This window comes from Candidatus Pelagibacter sp. PS_02 (assembly GCF_059418065.1).
Map to the genome: position 1 here is coordinate 1262568 of NZ_CM182079.1, position 16854 is coordinate 1279421.

The window sequence follows — 16854 nt, forward strand, 5'->3', positions numbered from 1 at the left end:
TTTATAAATTTAAAAAATTTTCTATAATTTTAAGCCCTAATTTATCACTCTTTTCAGGGTGAAACTGGGTTCCGTAGATATTTTCTTTTTCAACTGAACAAACAATATTTGATGAATAATTTGTTGTTGAAGAAATTACACTTTTATCATCTGGAATAAATTCATAGCTGTGTACAAAATACATGTGTGATTCATTTTCTATGTTCTTAAAAATTTTACTATCTTTAATAATGTTAATTTCATTCCAACCAATGTGTGGAAGTTTAAATTTATTATTTTGATTGTCGATCTTTGAAACTTTTCCTGAAATCCAACCAAGTCCTTTTGTTTTAGTTTCTTCATATCCAAAATCTGCAAACATCTGCAAACCAACACAAATTCCAAGAAGAGGTTTTTTATTAGTGACTGCAAACTCATTTAGTGTCTCTACAAGGCCATTTATAGCATTTAATGCATCAACACAGCTCTTAAACGATCCCTGTCCAGGCAATACTACCTTGTCACTTGATCTAATCTTATTTAAGTCTGATGTTACTTCAATATTAACTTTGTCTTTAGCAACTTCTTTAAAGGAATTTATTACAGAACTGATATTTCCTGAGTTGTAATCAACAATTGTGACATTCATTAAACTTATAATGAGCCTTTAGTTGATGGAATGCTCTTCTTATTTCTAGGGTCTATTTCTAAAGCTGTTCTTAATGACCTTGCTAGAGCCTTATAACAAGACTCAATTATATGATGACTATTATCTCCATAAATATTTTCCATGTGCAAAGTTATTCCTGCTGATTGAGAGAATGCTTGAAACCATTCTTTAAAAAGTTCTGTGTCCATTTCTCCAAGTCTTTCTACTTTTAATTTAACTTTCCATATTAAATAAGGTCTATTTGAAACATCAATTGCAACTCTTGTTAATGTTTCATCCATTGGAATCATTGCATGAGCATATCTTTTAATTCCTTTAAAATCTTTCAATGCTTTTTTTAAAGCCTCACCTATAGCAATTCCAGTATCTTCTGTTGTGTGGTGAAGATCTATATGAGTGTCACCTTTTGCTTTAACTTTTAAATCAATCAGTGAATGCTTTGATAATTGTTCAAGCATATGATCTAAAAAACCTATTCCAGTATCAATTTTATATTGACCTTTCCCATCAATATTAACTTCAACACTAATACTGGTTTCTTTTGTTTTTCTGGAAACTTTTCCAATTCTGCTCATAATATATAATATGTATATAGGGATTAATTAACTATATCAATATTTGCAATCTACTACTTGAAGAATAAAAATTAATATCCATTTATAATCTATGACTACAATAGTACTTATTAGAAAAAACAATGAAGTAGTGGTTGCTGGAGACGGGCAAGTTAGTATGGGCAATACTGTTATAAAAAGTACTGCTGCAAAAGTTAGAAAAATTGAAAAAAGAAATGTAATAGCTGGATTTGCTGGATCAACTGCGGATGCTTTAACTTTGTTTGAAAGACTAGAAGCAAAGCTTGAAAAACATGCTGGTAATCTTCCACGAGCAGCTGTCGAGTTAGCAAAAGACTGGAGAACTGACAAATATTTGAGAAGACTTGAAGCTTTAATGGCTATTGGTGATAAAGAAAATAGTTTTATAATTTCAGGAACAGGTGATGTGTTAGAACCAGAGGGTGATGCCATAGGTATAGGATCGGGTGGAAATTATGCTTTGGCTGCTGCTAAAGTTTTATTAGATACAGATTTGAGTGCTGAAGAAGTTGCTAAAAAAGCAATTCAAGTTGCATCTGAAATTTGTGTATTCACTAATAATAATATTAAAATTGAAAAAATTTAATGGAAGACACAAACGTTACACCTTTTCCAAAAGAAAAAACTGAAAAGAAAGATAACTCTTTAGTCAGTTCTTTATCACCTAGAGAAATAGTTTCTGAATTAGACAGATATGTTGTTGGACAAAATAAAGCTAAAAAGGCAGTGGCTATTGCTTTAAGAAATAGGTGGAGAAGACAAGCTTTAAAAGGTGAAATGAAGAATGAAGTTTTACCTAAAAATATTTTAATGATTGGGCCAACTGGAGTTGGTAAAACAGAAATTTCTAGAAGACTATCTAAGTTAGCTGAAGCTCCTTTTGTAAAGGTAGAGGCTACAAGATTTACTGAAGTTGGATATGTTGGAAGAGATGTTGAACAAATCATAAGAGATCTTCTTGAAATTGCAATTGCAATGGAGAAAGTAAAAAAAAGAAAAGAAGTTCATACGAAGGCACAAAAATTAGCAGAAGAAAAAGTTTTAGATGCTTTGGTTGGAAATAAAGCAAGTCTTGCTACTAGAGAAAGTTTCAGAAAAAGATTAAGAGATGGTGATTTAGATGACAATGAAATTGAAATTGTAGTAAACGATAGTGGCTCTCAAGCTGCGTTTGAAATTCCTGGAATGCCTGGAGCAAACATAGGAATGATAAATATTGGAGAGATGATTGGAAAATCTGTTGGGAATAAACAGAAAAAGAAGAAAATGACTGTCAAAGAATCTCATGAAATTTTAATTAATGATGAAGCTGACAAGTTAATAGAAGAAGATAAAATTATAAAATCAGCAAAAGATTCAACAGAAAATAATGGGATAGTTTTTTTAGATGAAATAGATAAAATTTCAGGAAGAACAGATAGATCTGGTGGAGATGTTTCTAGAGAAGGAGTACAAAGGGATTTACTTCCTTTAATTGAGGGAACAACAGTAAGTACAAAATATGGTACAATTAAAACTGATCATATCTTATTTATTGCCTCTGGAGCCTTCCAGCTTGCTAAACCTTCAGACTTACTTCCAGAGTTACAGGGTAGACTTCCAATAAGAGTTGAACTTGAAGCTTTAACCAGTGATGACTTTAAAAGAATTCTTAAAGAACCAGACTATAGTTTGATAAAACAATATGTTGCTCTTTTAAAAACAGAAAACGTTGAGCTAGAATTTTCTGATGATGGTATCGATGCAATTGCTAATATGGCTTCAGAAGTTAATAACACTGTAGAAAATATTGGTGCTAGAAGACTTCATACTATTATAGAAAGAATATTAGATGATATCAGTTTTACTGCAACAGATAGGGCTGGTGAAAAAATTATAATAGATTCTAATTATGTAAAACAAAATCTAGATGAGCTTGTTAAGGATACAGATTTATCTAAATTTATTCTTTAAATTTGTTTTTATTTTTAAGATAAATATAAAAAGCTCCACTACCACCATCTTCAATCTTAGCATCTGTTGTTTCAATAATAAATTGAGTTAAACTTATATTTTTTTCAATAAATTCTGGAACTGAATATTTTAGTATACTCAAATCTTTTGAGAGGTAAGGATTTTCAATATTTTTAGATCTTAGTCCTTTGCCTGTAATCACTATTATTTTAGTAACATTTTCATCAAAACATTTTTGAATAAATTGTTCTATGGCCTTATTTGCTTCTTCAATAGTGTAACCATGCAAATCTATTTTCTTTATCTTTTCATATCTTATATTTTTTTTAAGAATAAAATCTTTATTGGGAATTTTATCTTTATTATTTAAAAAGTTTTCCCAGTCTTGTTTGTTTTCGTCTTGATTATTTATATTTTTTTGTTTTGCAGAATTTTTATTGATAATTTTTTTTTTATTGTTTAGGAAATTTTCCCAATCTTCTTTATCTTTGTCTGTTATCTTCTTAATCAATTAGGTAATAGTATTAATTAATAACCAATTTGGATTTGATGATTTAATGTCTTTTGAAAAAACCCAAGTATCATAAACAGTTTTTATTTTATCACTATCCCCTGATACAATATTTTTATCTTTATCTTTTATACATGTTATAATTTCACTAACAAAATCTACTGTAACTTCTAAGCTATCTTCAATTTTTTTATGCGTTTTAATTACAGCTGACTTAATCCCTATAAAAGTTATTTCAGCAAAATGACCTTTGTTAGCTCTATCTTCAAGCGCCTCTTTAAACTGATCATAAATTTTTTTACTTAAAAGCGGTTTGCTTGCTATCAGCTTATTATCACTATCACTAAAATCTGTAATAATTGTTTCATAAGCAATTTTGGCGCCTTTTAAAAATTCTTTTTGTGACACTTCATCAAAATTTTCACTAACTGGTTTTGGGGTTATATTTGTTTTTTGAAATTCCTTTTCAAATTGTGGTGGAATTTTTCCTTCGAAACCAGTTTTTTTACCAAGTATTCCTCTTAGACGAAGAAAGATAAAACCAGCAATCATTGCTAAAAGAATAATATCTATGTACTCAAAACTATAACTCATAATTTAATAATATTTACTATGTTGATTAATTACAACTAGCAATTTAGACTAAGGACAAATGAACACATTTTTATTATTATTAGTTGGTATTCCAATCGTTGAGATTTATTTGTTTATCAAGCTGGGTTCTCAAATTGGAGCCTTTAACACCATTTTACTTATCTTTATTACGGCTTTTTTTGGGGTTATCTACGCCAGATATGAGGGCTTTAACACTCTAAAGTCGGGAATGTCTCAAATGGTAAAAAATGAACTGCCAGTTTATGAAATTATTTCAGGTGCAGCTTTAGCATTTGCAGCATTACTTTTGATTTTACCTGGTTTTGCTACAGACTTCTTGGGTTTATTAATAATATTTCCACCAACAAGAAAATTGATATTTAAAAAAGTATCAATTAAAAAAAAGCCTATAAATAAAAAACAAGATTTTATTAATGGTGAATTTGAAGATATAGAGGATGAAAATGACAGAAAATTATAAAATCATTGGAAATTTTATTAAAGATATGTCGAGTGAAACACCTGACACTCCAACATATATATTTGTAAGAGATAAAATTTCTAAATACAAATTAAACATTGATATTAATTCAAAGGCAGTGAAAAATGGAATTATTGAAGTTAACACAATCTTAAGATTTTCAGACCAACCTGAAATTTTAAAAAAAGCACATTTTGAGATAACTTACACATCTATAGTTAAAGTAGATGAAAAGGTTTCTGATAAAAAAGAAATGGAAAAAATTATTCTATGTGATGTCCCTAATAAAATTTATCCTGACCTAGAGAGAATATTTTTAAATTTATTAACCGACTCTGGTTATCCTGGAATAAAATTTGAAAAAAAAATTGATTTTACTGAATTATACAAACAAAGAGCTAATTAAAAAAATTCTTCTTTAAACTATTTTTTAAATATTCTTTATGAAGTTTAAGTTCTGCCTCTGATGGTTTAACTACTTTTTTGTAATACCGATTTGTGTCATTGGAGTTTATTATTATTTTTTCATTATCTTCATTTTTAAAATTTAAAGTTGGTTCTTTTTGATCAAGAAGATTAATATAAACTTTAGCTAATAAATCACAGTCAATAAGAGCAGTATGTTGTGTTCTTTTTGAGTTATCTATTCTGTATCTTTTGCACAACGCATCAAGACTTATTGGAGAGCCTGGAAATTTGTCCCTGGCTAAAGCAAGCGTATCCACAACATTTTCACTATTTAATTTTTCCTTGCCTAGCAATGATAATTCATTATTTAAGTGAGATAGATCAAATTCAGCGTTATGTATTACAAGTCTCTTATTTTCTATAAAAACTAAAAACTCATCAACTATATCTCCAAACTTTTTGTGAGTAGATAAAAATTCATCCGTATAACCATGAACTTCTAGGGCTTTTTCAGAAACTTTTCTTTCAGGATTAAGATAGCAGTGAAATCTATTTTTAGTTGGTATCAAATTTTCTAACTCGATGCATCCAATTTCTACAATTCTATGTCCATCTCTAACAGATAGTCCTGTTGTTTCAGTGTCTAGTATCACTTCTTTCATTTTATATAATTTCTTTTAGTATTTTTTTTACACTTTTCTTAACAAGCTTATTGGTAAAATTATTTTTAATAACATGATTCGCTTTTTTCTTTTTATAACTAAGTGGTAACTGTATTTTTTTAAATTGATTATATAAATTTAAATTAAAATTATCTCTTTTTTTTAGTCTTTTAATAATTTCACTTTTTTTTGACTGAACAAAAACTATTATATCACTTTTTTGGTTTAATTTATTTTCTAATAAAAGAGGAATGTCTAAAATTATAGCTTTTCTTTTTTTATTTTTTTTTAAAAAAATAGTTAATTTCTTTCTAACTTCTGGATGAATAATTTTAGTAATTTTTTTTAAATTTTTTTCACTGTCCTCTATTGCTTTTATAATTTGTATTTTGTTTGCTGGAAATGCTGAAAAATATTTAGGTAAAATTTTTTTTAATTTTCTAAAACAATTTTTGTTTTTTTTATATATACTTGCTACTTCTTGATCTGCATTAAAAACTGGATAACTAAAAAGTTTAGCAATATGACTTTTTCCAGAACCAATATCCCCTACAACTGCAATTTTAATCATACATCTAAAAGATTAATTGTTTCACTGTCTACTTCTGGAACAATTTTATGCCAGATAAAAAAGGCTTTTTGAGCTTGATAAATAAACATCATTTTACCATTCTTTGTTATTCCACCGTACTTTTTTGCATTTTTTAAAAAATTTGTTTCTGGTGGATTATAAATTACATCATAAAAAAATTTGTCTTTGCTTATTTTTTGATAATTAATATTAATTTCATCTTCTTCTTTTAATCCAATGCTTGTTGCGTTTATGATCATATCAAAATCTATAGTTTCTCCCCATTTAATTATCTCAATTTCTGGAAAGTGTTTCTTCAACTCTATTGCCTTTAATTCTGTACGATTACTTAAATAAATTTTTTCAATTTGGATTTTTTTAAGTGCAATAATAATTGAAGAGACAACTCCACCCGCCCCAAGTATTAGAGCCTTTTTATTTTTAACATTTTGTTCTGTTTTTTCTAAACTAAGTTTAAAACCCTCAATATCAGTGTTATCACCTATAATTTTATTATCTCTTTTATAAATTGTATTTACCGATTGAGAAATTTCTGCTTCCTCGCTCAGCTCATCTAAAAAAGGTATAATCATCTTTTTAAAAGGGACTGTTATATTTAATCCATGAATTTTTTCTTTTCTAATATTAAAAATTAAATCTTCTATTTCGCTATGATCTAAAAGATTTTTTTCATAGGTTGCATTAATTTTATATTTTTTGATCCAATAATTATGTAGTTTTGGCGATAGGCTATGTTTAATTGGATTTCCTATAACTAAAAAAGTTTTTTTCATTTTATAATTTTAAGATATTCTTTAATTTTTTTGACTGGAAGGCCCATAATTGTATCTTCATCTCCTTCTATCTTTGAAAATAAATTTCTTCCTTCTCCTTCAATTTGATAAACATTATAAGCATACAGATCCTTATCAGAAATTTTTTTTAGGTAGTTCTCTAATTCTAAAAAAGTCATATTTTTCATGGTTAATGAGGCTTTATCAGTGTAATTCCATATCATTGATCCACCCCTTGATATACAAACTGAACTTATCAATTGATGAGTTTTTCCATTCATCCTTTTTAAAATTTCTAGTGCCTCTTCTCTATCATTTGGTTTTGAGATTATTTTGCCTTCTAAATCTATTACGCTATCTGCACCAAGTACAATTTCTTCTGTAAATTTTTGGCTAATTTTATTGGCCTTTAATTCTGCTAGATTTTTTGAAATAATCGTTGGAGTTACTTTTTCTTTTAACAAACTTTCTTTAACACTATCCTCATCCACATTAGATGGCTCCACCCTGAATTGAATATTATTTTCCTCTAAAATCTTTTTTCTCACACCACTTTTTGATGCAAGTATAATTTCTTTAACCATTATTTTTGTTTATTTCATATATTTTAATGATCGATGCTGCAGTCTCTTCCACTGATTTTCTAGTAACATCAATTGTTGGCCATTTGTATTTGATAAATGTTTTTTTGGCTTCGTTAATTTCTTTTTCTATCTTATTGATATTTGTATAGTTTGTATTTTCTTTTTCTTTAAGAGCATTCATTCTGTTTTTTCTAATATCAACTAAGCGCTGAGGTTCGGTTGTTAAACCCACTACACAAGAAAGTTTAGGGTTCTTTTTTAAGCTTTCTGGTATTGATTGTTCATTTACTAAAGGAATATTCAAAGTTTTATAACCTCTATTAGCAAGATAAATTGATGTTGGTGTTTTGCTTGTTCTGCTTACCCCCAATAATATCAAATCTGCTTTATCTACATCCTCAACAAGGTTGCCATCATCATGAGCCATAGTAAATTGGATGGCCTCTATTCTTTCATAATACTCTTCATTTAAAGCATGTTGCCCGCTTGGAACGTGAGATGCTTTTTGATTTAAAAGTTTTGAGAAGTTCATTATTAAATTTCCTAAAACACTAAAACATGGAATTTTCTTTTCATCTCCTTTGTTTGCTAAAAATTTTGCAAGTGAAGTGTCAACAATCGTATATAAAATTATTGCATTATCATTTTTTTTTGCCTCATCCATTATTTTTGAAACTTGATTTTCTGTTCTTGTAAAAAAATAAGATTTAACATCATATTTTATATTTTTGAATTGAGCCTTAATTGCTAGAAAAACTCTATCTAGTGTTTCACCTGTGGAGTCAGAAATAAGGTATATTTGATATGTATTACTCATGAATAAAATGTTGATAATTAAGTATTATTTTTATCATTCTTCAAAATAATCTTGTTTATTATTTTTCTTTGTAAAAACCCATTTTTATAAACATTAATAAACATGTTAAGCAATAATATACATTTTATCTAATAATATTAAATAAACCCTTAAATTTAAGACTATGTGCTAATTCTATAAATTATTAATTGTTAATAAATCATGTATAAAAACTGAAAAACAATTAATTACCATTATTCACATACTATATAACTAATACTATAATTAAATATTTACTTATTATTATGACACCCATCCAAGAAACCATAATAAACAAAAAAACTAATAATTCTCCAATATGGTTAATGAGACAGGCAGGTAGATATTTACCAGAATTTAGAGAAATTAGAAAATTAAATCCAGATTTTATAAACTTATGTCTAAACGAAAACCTATCTTCAGAAATAACCTTACAACCTCTTAAAAGATTTGACTTAGATGCGGCTATAATTTTTTCAGATATTTTAATGATCCCATATGGATTAAACCAAGAAGTAAAATTTGAAAAAAATTTTGGTCCAAAACTGGGTTTATTAGATTTAGAAAAAATATCTAAGATTGATGAAATTGATTTTGTAGAAAAATTATATCCAGTTTATAAATCAATCAAAAAAGTTAGTGAAGACAATTTAATAAAAAATAAAAATTTAATAGGATTTGTGGGTGCACCATGGACATTGTTAGTTTATATGATTAATAAACATTCCCCAAAAAAAGAATTAGTAAAAGATTTTTTTAAAGATGAATTTTTAATAAATAGGGTTTTAATAATTTTAGAAAAGTTTTTAAAATTACATATTGACCAGCAAATTAAAAACGGTGCAACTGTAATTCAAATTTTTGACAGTTGGGCGGGTCTCCTGGAAGAAAAAGACCTACCAAACTATGTGTATGTTCCAACACTAAATTTAGTGAATTATATTAAATCATTAAATATTCCTGTAATTTGTTTCCCCAGAGGAATAAAAAATTATAAAAATTATTGCGATATTGTTAAACCTGATGCAGTTAATATTGATTATGATGTTGATCCTGTTTCAGCATGTAAAGAAATAAAAATACCAGTTCAAGGAGGGCTCGATCCTAAAATTTTATTAACGGACAAAGAAAATTTGAAAAAAGAGACTTTAAAATATTTAAACACCTTTAAAGATCATCCCTATATATTTAATTTGGGTCATGGGGTGTTACCCGAAACCAATCCAAATATGGTAGAGTATTTGGTTAAAATAGTGAAAGATTATTAAATGAAAAAAGCAGTAATTTTGTTTAACCTTGGTGGTCCTGATAAAATTGAAAATGTTGAGCCATTTTTATTTAACTTATTTAATGATCCAGCAATTCTAAATTTACCAACTATATTAAGATACCCTTTGGCAAAACTGATATCCAACAGAAGAGCACCCGTTGCTAAAAAAATTTATAAAGAGCTAGGTGGCTCATCACCGATACTAAAATTAACCATGGAGCAATCAAAAGCACTTGAAACAAAATTAAACCAAACCGAAATCGATAGCGAATATAAATGTTTTATTGTAATGAGGTGTTGGAACCCTAGAGCAAATGATGTGATCAAAGACGTTCAATCATTTAACCCTGAAGAAATTATTTTGATGCCTCTTTATCCACAATATTCTGCTGCAACTTCTGGGTCTTCAATTAAAGAGTGGAGAGATGTTTGTAAAAAAAACAACTACCATGTTAAAACAAACACAATATGCTGTTATCCAACAGATCAAAATTTTATCAATGCACACACAAAAGAAATAATAAAAAAAATTAAAGATCTTAAAAATTTTAAATTAATATTTTCTGCGCACGGCCTGCCAGAAAAAAATATTAAAAAAGGAGACCCCTATCAATGGCAAGTAGAACAATCTGTTAAAAAAATAGTTGAAAATTTGAACATTGAAAACTTGGATTGGATATTAAGTTATCAAAGTAGAGTTGGACCACTGAAATGGATAGGTCCGTCCACTGAAGATATAATTATTGAAAATTCTAAACTTGGCAAGCATATTGTTTTGGTCCCTATCGCATTTGTTTCTGAACACTCAGAGACACTGGTTGAATTAGATATAGAGTATAAGGAGATTGCAGACGCTAATGGATGCAAAAATTATACACGAGTTCCAGCTCTTGGCACTAATGAGGATTTTATTAAAGCAATGTCGGAATTAATAATAAAAAAAAATGAATATAAATTTAGTGAAAACCTTTATCCTCCCAAAATTCAGTGTCCTTCAAATTTTAAAAAGTGTCCTTGTTTAAATTATGAATAGTTATCTTTTGTTTAAAAGCCTCCATCTGATAGCTGTAATTTCTTGGATGGCTGGCCTTTTATATCTTCCAAGAATTTTTGTTTACCATATTGAAAATATTGATCATAAAATTTCTTCCTCAATATTTAAAACAATGGAAAGAAAATTATTTTATTTTATCATGATGCCAGCAATGATTTTATCTTGGCTCTTTGGATTAATATTAATCTCTGTTATTGGCCATGAGGTTATTTTAACACTTTGGTTAAAACTAAAATTAATATTAATAACTTTATTAACAATTTATCATTTCTATTTAGGAAAATTACTTAATGATTTTAAAATAGATCAAAATACTAAATCCTCTAAATTTTTTAGAATAATTAATGAAGTGCCAACAATATTGCTTATTTTGGTTGTTTTTATTGTTATATTTAAACCGATCTAGACTTGAAATACTCGTTAGAGTATATATATTGAAATCATCCAATAACCTTAAACACAATCCCTCAACATGAATATTCAAGAACTAAAACTAAAATCGTCTGAACAATTAATAGCTCAAGCAGAAAAGCTTGGGATTGAAAATGCTAGCACACTTAGAAAACAAGAAATTTTATTTGCTATACTAAAAAAAGTTGCAGAAAAAGAGGAGATAACTGGAGCTGGAGTTTTACAATTATTACAAGATGGGTTTGGTTTTTTAAGGGCAATGGAATCAAACTATTTGGCTGGACCAGACGATATCTATGTTAGTCCAAGTCAGATTAGAAAATTTGGTTTAAGAACAGGAGACACCGTCGAAGGTCCTGTTAGAGCGCCCAAAGAGGGAGAAAGATATTTTGCATTATTACAAGTAGAAAAAATAAATTTTGAAGAACCAGAAAAAGCTCGTCACAAAATTGCATTTGACAATTTAACTCCACTCTACCCAAACAAACAAATGGTGATGGAAGTTGAGACAACCAAGATTGAAAAAAAACCAGATTTAACTCCAAGATTAATTGACCTTGTAAGTCCAATTGGGAAAGGTCAAAGATCAATAATTATATCTCCTCCTAAAGCGGGTAAGACAATGATTTTACAAAGTATTGCAAACTCAATAGCTAAAAACTATCCAGAAAGTTACTTGATGGTTTTATTGATTGATGAAAGACCAGAAGAAGTAACGGATATGAAAAGAACGGTTAAGGGTGAGGTTATCAGTTCTACTTTTGATGAGCCTGCATCAAGACACGTTGCTGTAGCTGAAATGGTAATTGAAAAAGCAAAAAGATTAACTGAGCATAAAAAAGATGTTGTAATTTTATTAGACTCAATCACAAGATTGGGTAGAGCTTATAATGCAGTAATTCCAAGTTCTGGAAAGGTGCTAACAGGTGGAGTTGACGCAAATGCACTTCAAAGACCAAAAAGATTTTTTGGCGCTGCTAGAAATATTGAAGAAGGTGGATCATTAACAATCATCTCAACTGCACTGATTGACACGGGATCAAGAATGGATGAAGTTATTTTTGAAGAATTTAAAGGAACTGGAAATAGTGAAACAGTTTTGGATAGAAAGATTGCAGAAAGAAGAATTTATCCAGCAATTGATATAACTAAATCTGGAACAAGAAGAGAAGAATTACTTTTTGATAAGGATGACCTTTCAAAAATGAATGTATTGAGAAGGATCATCAGTCCTATGGGAACAATGGATGCTATTGAATTTATTAATTCAAAACTTAAAGAAACAAAAAGTAATGCGGATTTCTTTAGCTCAATGAACAAACCAGCTTAAAGTTGTACTTTCTCAGGAAAAGCCAAGCATTATTTTAATTTTTGTATTTAATCTATTATTAGAGATATCCAATCTCCAACATTTCCTTTTCAAATAATTTTTCAATTTCACATTTAATTTCTTTGTTCAATAATTTCTTCCAATTATTTTTTGGTCCTAAATAAAAAAACTTATTATTTTTACCAATTATATTTTTAGCTCCCTCTCTGAACCCATTAGTCTCTTCTTGTCTATTTAGTTTATCAAATTCACAATTCTTAATTGCTTTCAAAACCAGATTTTTTTCAAATTTCAAACTTGTGATTTTCTCAACAAAATTACACAATTTTAAAAATTCTTCCTCTGGTTTATTTATTAAATCTTCATATTTAATTAATAGGTTATTCTTTTTAAATTTTCTCCAAGAACTATAATGATTTCCCCAAGAGGAAATAATGGTCATCAAGTCAGCACTGTTGCCTCTTTCTCTATCTCCTATGCATTGAAGGGGGTTTTTCATAAATTCTAATGCATGCACATAATCATCTCTATTAAAGTGATTTAAAATAGAGGTAATCACATTTCTTGGGTCTCTAATTATATGAATAACGCCTAGTGTATTTTCTGTATTTGTAAATGAATAATTGCCATTTCGCCATAATGCATGATGAGTTTTTAAAAATTTAATTTCATTATCTAAATTTATTTTTGTCTGAGCTAGATTACAATTTTTAACAAATTCATTTTCATCATCAATTTTATCAGTCAGGCCATTAAAATCTCCTCTTAATGGAAATTGTTTTATACCTATATCATTAATATTTACATTAGCATCTTGCTTAAATAACAAGGAGTCTAAAAATAATCTAACCCAAGTGTTTCCACTTTTTGGATATGAAGCCAACCAAATGATCATAAAACAATATAATTTTATTTATTTTATCCGTTGTTTTTTTGAGGTAATTATTATCATAATGTCGATAAAACAAGAAAATATAAATCTTAATAAAATTTTTATAAAATATTTAAATGAACAACAGTATAACAAACTACAGCTTCATTATGAAAAATTAGCCAAACCAGAAAAAAAATCACCTGCAATAATATTTTATTATGCATGTGCTTTAACATTAAATCCATCTTCAAACATTAAAAATCTCAAACACGCACATAATTTATTTGAGATGCTTTATGTTAATAATAGACATGACTTGCAACTATTATGCAACATGATTGAACTTAGTTTTAGAACTCAAGAATTTAAAGTCGTTTTGCCCTATGTTGAAGAAGCATATAAAATTAATCAGAGTGATGAGAGGCTATTACTTGGATTAAGTAAAATTCACCTTTATTTAGCTAATTTAAACGAGTCTATAAAATATTATAAAATTCTATTTAAAATTAATCCCAAATCAAAAATTAATAGAGATGAATTTTTAACATCTTTAAATTATGCCAGCGGTATAACTCAAGAATATTATCTTTCTGAATGTAAAAATTATTTAAAATTAATAGAAACTAATAAAGACTTAAAAGATTATAATTATAATTTTAAAAATTTAAAAAATAATAAAATAAAAATTGGTTTTTTATCAAGTGATTTTAAAACTCATCCAGTATCATTTTTTTTAAAAGGTTTATTATTAAATTTAAATAAAGATAAATTTGAAATTAGTTTAATTAGCAATTTACACAAATCTCATTATGATAATATAACCGATGAATTAAAGTTATTAACTAAAAATTGGATAAATATTAGTAGTCTATCAGACTCTGAGGCTACTAATTTATTGAGATCATTTGAGCTTGATATTTTAATAGATCTTTGTGGTTTCTTTAGAGGAAATAGATTTCAAGTTATTTCAAATAGAGCAGCAAAAATTCAAGCTTGTTGGCTTGGCTACAATAATACAACAGGAATTAAAAACATGGATTATCTTATTGCAGACCATAATTTAATCAAAAAAGAAGAAGAAAAATTGTATTCTGAAAAAGTTTTATTTTTACCAAAAATATGGAACGCGATGACCCCACCAGACATTTTACCTGAAATACAAAAAAATAATTCGATATTTACATATGCTTCTTTTAATAATTTTCATAAAATATCAGATGACACTATAGATGTGTGGTCTAAAATTTTGAACAATTCTAATTCTCAAATTATTTTAAAAAACCCTATGCCATCAAGTATTGTTGGTGAAGAACTAAAATTAAATCTTTTAAAGAAATTTATAGCTAGAGGGGTGGAAAAAAAAAAATTTTATTTATTAATCGTAAAAAAGATTTCCAAGACCATTTAGGCCTCTATAATAATGTTGATGTTGCGCTAGATACATTCCCCTACCCAGGTGTCACAACTAGCTTTGATGCCGTACTAATGGGTGTTCCTGTTTTAACAATGAAAGGTCATAATTTTAATTCACGATGTGGAGAAAGTATAAATATTAATCTCCAAATGGAAAACTTTATTGCTAAAAACAAAGACGATTATTTTAACAAAGCTATTTCATTTCAAAAAGAAAAAAACTCTTTGCAAAATTTTGGAAAAAATTTGAGAGAAAAAGTATTAAAATCATCTCTCTTCGACACAAAAGATTTTACTAAGAGTTTTGAAAAAATAATTTTATCCTTGTCAATTTAACGTTTTACAGAACTGTAAAATAGAAGTTATAATATCAGCATGACAATTTATGCTCTTTCCACTGGTCCAGGTATTTCAGGAATTGCTATTGTTAGAGTTTCTGGAAAAGATACTAAAAAAGTAATAAAACTATTAACCAACGCGGCTCTCCCAGAGACAAGAGTTGCTACTTTAAGAAAAATCAATAAAATCAATACTTCTGAGCTTATTGATGAAGGTATAATATTGTGGTTTCCTGGCCCTGAGAGCTACACAGGGGAGGATATGGCGGAATTCCACATACATGGAAGTAAAGCAGTAATTGATGCCCTGCATCACTCTATTTCAAAAATTAAAAATTGTCGTTTAGCTGATCCTGGAGAGTTTACAAAGCTTGCCTTTCAAAATGGAAAAATAAATTTGCTTAAGGCAGAGAGTATTGCAGATTTAATTTCAGCAGAAACTGAAATCCAAAGACAACAAGCAATTAAGATTATGAATGGAAAATCAGCAGATAAATTTAATAACTTAAGAGAAAAACTTTTAAAAATTTTATCACACGTTGAAGCAAAAATAGACTTTCCAGATGAAGATCTGCCAGAAGATATTTTAAAAAATATAAAAAAAATTTCTAATGAAGTAATTTTAAATATAAAAAAAATTCTAGACGATCAGAAAGTTGGTGAAAGAATTAGAGAAGGTTTTAAGATTGCAATCATAGGACCAACCAACGCTGGAAAGTCTAGCTTACTAAATCACCTTTCTAATCGAGATGTAGCAATTGTTTCAGAAATAGCTGGAACAACAAGAGATGTAATTGAGACTCATTTAAATATTGATGGTTATCCAGTTGTTGTTTCTGATACTGCAGGAATTAGAGATTCTAAAAATGAAATAGAAAAAAAAGGAATAAAATTAGCCCTTGATAAAGCAGAAAATGCAGACTTAAAGTTAATTGTTATAGACGCTAAAAGCATTGATTTTAAAGGAGTTTTGAAGGAATTGATGGACGAAAATGCAATACTAGTGATTAATAAATCAGATCTTCTAAATAAAGATTTAAATTCTGAAATAAAAAATTATGAACATGTTTTAATTTCTGTAAAAAATAATCTCAATTTAGAAGATTTAATTTCAAAGATTAAAAATAAGTTAAAAAATAAATTTATCACAAGTGAGGATATTTTAATTACCCGTGCAAGACATAGACAACATCTTGAACAAAGCTTAAATTGTTTGAAAAACTTTGAAGAAAAAAATGAAGCAGAAGATTTTGATAAAGCTGCAGAAGATCTTCGTTTAGCAACACGACATTTAGGAATGATAGTTGGAAAAGTAGATGTTGAAGAGATATTAGGTAGTATTTTCAATGATTTTTGCATTGGCAAATAATCAACATTAGAGGGGTTTTTTAGCCTATTTTCTCTATTTTAGTTGATAACCATAACTAATTCTTCAATTTTAATCATAAAAAAGTAGCCTTAATTAACTTAAGAAATATTTATTAAAAAAATACTGTCTGCTTGTAAATATTTATATCAGTTATAAA

At 27.9% G+C, this 16854-nt stretch carries 21 protein-coding genes; 11 read left to right on the plus strand and 10 right to left on the minus strand.

The annotated features are described in order from the left end of the window. Position 1 precedes the first annotated feature (1 nt). Both hisH and hisB read right to left on the minus strand, forming a co-directional pair. The gene (gene hisH, locus AC5SL4_RS06700) at positions 2-628 is read right to left on the minus strand and encodes an imidazole glycerol phosphate synthase subunit HisH (protein ID WP_494587306.1); all 627 of its coding nucleotides are present in this window, start codon (positions 626-628) and stop codon (positions 2-4) included. Positions 629-633: 5 nt separating this feature from the next. Continuing rightward, complete coding sequence (hisB, locus tag AC5SL4_RS06705) at positions 634-1224, minus strand: imidazoleglycerol-phosphate dehydratase HisB (RefSeq protein ID WP_018413686.1); 591 nt, start codon at positions 1222-1224, stop codon at positions 634-636. A gap of 91 nt (positions 1225-1315) precedes the next feature. Here hisB and hslV point away from each other — a divergent pair, with 91 nt between their 5' ends. Together hslV and hslU are read left to right on the plus strand one after the other, a co-directional pair. After that, positions 1316-1831: an ATP-dependent protease subunit HslV gene (hslV, locus tag AC5SL4_RS06710; protein ID WP_006997574.1), complete on the plus strand. Its 516-nt coding sequence runs from the start codon at positions 1316-1318 to the stop codon at positions 1829-1831. Further along, positions 1831-3198 carry an ATP-dependent protease ATPase subunit HslU gene (gene hslU / locus AC5SL4_RS06715; protein ID WP_494587307.1) on the plus strand — a complete coding sequence of 456 codons (1368 nt, stop codon included), beginning with the start codon at positions 1831-1833 and terminating at the stop codon, positions 3196-3198. Before hslV ends, hslU begins: the two co-directional genes overlap by 1 nt. On the opposite strand, the gene AC5SL4_RS06720 is transcribed toward hslU, so the two are convergent. Both AC5SL4_RS06720 and AC5SL4_RS06725 read right to left on the minus strand, forming a co-directional pair. After that, the gene (locus tag AC5SL4_RS06720) at positions 3188-3709 is read right to left on the minus strand and encodes a Smr/MutS family protein (RefSeq protein ID WP_494587308.1); all 522 of its coding nucleotides are present in this window, start codon (positions 3707-3709) and stop codon (positions 3188-3190) included. The two genes, hslU and AC5SL4_RS06720, sit on opposite strands and share 11 nt — an antisense overlap. Further along, complete coding sequence (locus AC5SL4_RS06725) at positions 3710-4303, minus strand: Tim44/TimA family putative adaptor protein (RefSeq protein ID WP_011281635.1); 594 nt, start codon at positions 4301-4303, stop codon at positions 3710-3712. A gap of 58 nt (positions 4304-4361) precedes the next feature. On the opposite strand from AC5SL4_RS06725, the gene AC5SL4_RS06730 reads away from it, so the two are divergent. Both AC5SL4_RS06730 and AC5SL4_RS06735 read left to right on the plus strand, forming a co-directional pair. Next, positions 4362-4784: an FxsA family protein gene (locus AC5SL4_RS06730; RefSeq protein ID WP_006997570.1), complete on the plus strand. Its 423-nt coding sequence runs from the start codon at positions 4362-4364 to the stop codon at positions 4782-4784. Further along, complete coding sequence (locus AC5SL4_RS06735; RefSeq protein ID WP_006997569.1) at positions 4768-5190, plus strand: protein-export chaperone SecB; 423 nt, start codon at positions 4768-4770, stop codon at positions 5188-5190. The genes AC5SL4_RS06730 and AC5SL4_RS06735 overlap by 17 nt, the downstream gene beginning before the upstream one ends. Here AC5SL4_RS06735 and dnaQ read toward each other — a convergent pair. From dnaQ to AC5SL4_RS06760, 5 genes are read right to left on the minus strand one after another with little or no spacing between them, the layout of a single operon-like run. Further along, on the minus strand, positions 5183-5854 hold the full coding sequence (gene dnaQ, locus AC5SL4_RS06740) for a DNA polymerase III subunit epsilon (RefSeq protein WP_006997568.1): 672 nt from the start codon (positions 5852-5854) through the stop codon (positions 5183-5185). The two genes, AC5SL4_RS06735 and dnaQ, sit on opposite strands and share 8 nt — an antisense overlap. A gap of 1 nt (position 5855) precedes the next feature. After that, positions 5856-6425 carry a dephospho-CoA kinase gene (gene coaE / locus AC5SL4_RS06745; protein ID WP_006997567.1) on the minus strand — a complete coding sequence of 190 codons (570 nt, stop codon included), beginning with the start codon at positions 6423-6425 and terminating at the stop codon, positions 5856-5858. Further along, positions 6422-7219: a shikimate dehydrogenase gene (aroE, locus tag AC5SL4_RS06750; RefSeq protein ID WP_006997566.1), complete on the minus strand. Its 798-nt coding sequence runs from the start codon at positions 7217-7219 to the stop codon at positions 6422-6424. Before aroE ends, coaE begins: the two co-directional genes overlap by 4 nt. Beyond that, the gene (locus AC5SL4_RS06755; protein WP_011281637.1) at positions 7216-7803 is read right to left on the minus strand and encodes a Maf family protein; all 588 of its coding nucleotides are present in this window, start codon (positions 7801-7803) and stop codon (positions 7216-7218) included. Before AC5SL4_RS06755 ends, aroE begins: the two co-directional genes overlap by 4 nt. Then, a complete protein-coding gene (locus AC5SL4_RS06760) occupies positions 7796-8620 on the minus strand; it encodes a pyruvate, water dikinase regulatory protein (RefSeq protein WP_006997564.1) in 825 nt (274 codons plus the stop codon). Before AC5SL4_RS06760 ends, AC5SL4_RS06755 begins: the two co-directional genes overlap by 8 nt. 284 nt (positions 8621-8904) lie before the next feature. Here AC5SL4_RS06760 and hemE point away from each other — a divergent pair, with 284 nt between their 5' ends. From hemE to rho, 4 genes are all read left to right on the plus strand, one after another. Next, on the plus strand, positions 8905-9906 hold the full coding sequence (gene hemE, locus AC5SL4_RS06765; RefSeq protein WP_011281638.1) for a uroporphyrinogen decarboxylase: 1002 nt from the start codon (positions 8905-8907) through the stop codon (positions 9904-9906). Further along, positions 9907-10941, plus strand: coding sequence for a ferrochelatase (gene hemH / locus AC5SL4_RS06770; protein WP_006997562.1), 1035 nt, complete (start codon positions 9907-9909; stop codon positions 10939-10941). Then, positions 10934-11368, plus strand: coding sequence for a protoporphyrinogen oxidase HemJ (gene hemJ, locus AC5SL4_RS06775; RefSeq protein WP_494587309.1), 435 nt, complete (start codon positions 10934-10936; stop codon positions 11366-11368). Before hemH ends, hemJ begins: the two co-directional genes overlap by 8 nt. 66 nt (positions 11369-11434) lie before the next feature. Then, positions 11435-12703 (plus strand): transcription termination factor Rho, encoded by a 1269-nt coding sequence (gene rho, locus AC5SL4_RS06780; protein ID WP_006997560.1) that lies wholly within the window; start codon positions 11435-11437, stop codon positions 12701-12703. Between the two features lie 58 nt (positions 12704-12761). Here rho and AC5SL4_RS06785 read toward each other — a convergent pair whose 3' ends face one another. Then, entirely contained in the window at positions 12762-13598 is an 837-nt protein-coding gene (locus AC5SL4_RS06785; protein WP_006997559.1) for a sulfotransferase domain-containing protein, read from the minus strand. A 58-nt stretch (positions 13599-13656) separates the two neighbouring features. Between AC5SL4_RS06785 and AC5SL4_RS06790 the strand changes: the two genes are divergently transcribed. From AC5SL4_RS06790 to mnmE, 3 genes are read left to right on the plus strand one after another with little or no spacing between them, the layout of a single operon-like run. Further along, positions 13657-14985 carry an O-linked N-acetylglucosamine transferase family protein gene (locus tag AC5SL4_RS06790; protein ID WP_494587310.1) on the plus strand — a complete coding sequence of 443 codons (1329 nt, stop codon included), beginning with the start codon at positions 13657-13659 and terminating at the stop codon, positions 14983-14985. Next, positions 14952-15326, plus strand: coding sequence for an O-linked N-acetylglucosamine transferase family protein (locus AC5SL4_RS06795; RefSeq protein WP_494587615.1), 375 nt, complete (start codon positions 14952-14954; stop codon positions 15324-15326). Before AC5SL4_RS06790 ends, AC5SL4_RS06795 begins: the two co-directional genes overlap by 34 nt. A 39-nt stretch (positions 15327-15365) precedes the next feature. Then, positions 15366-16697, plus strand: coding sequence for a tRNA uridine-5-carboxymethylaminomethyl(34) synthesis GTPase MnmE (gene mnmE / locus AC5SL4_RS06800; RefSeq protein ID WP_494587311.1), 1332 nt, complete (start codon positions 15366-15368; stop codon positions 16695-16697). The last annotated feature ends 157 nt before the right edge of the window (positions 16698-16854 follow it).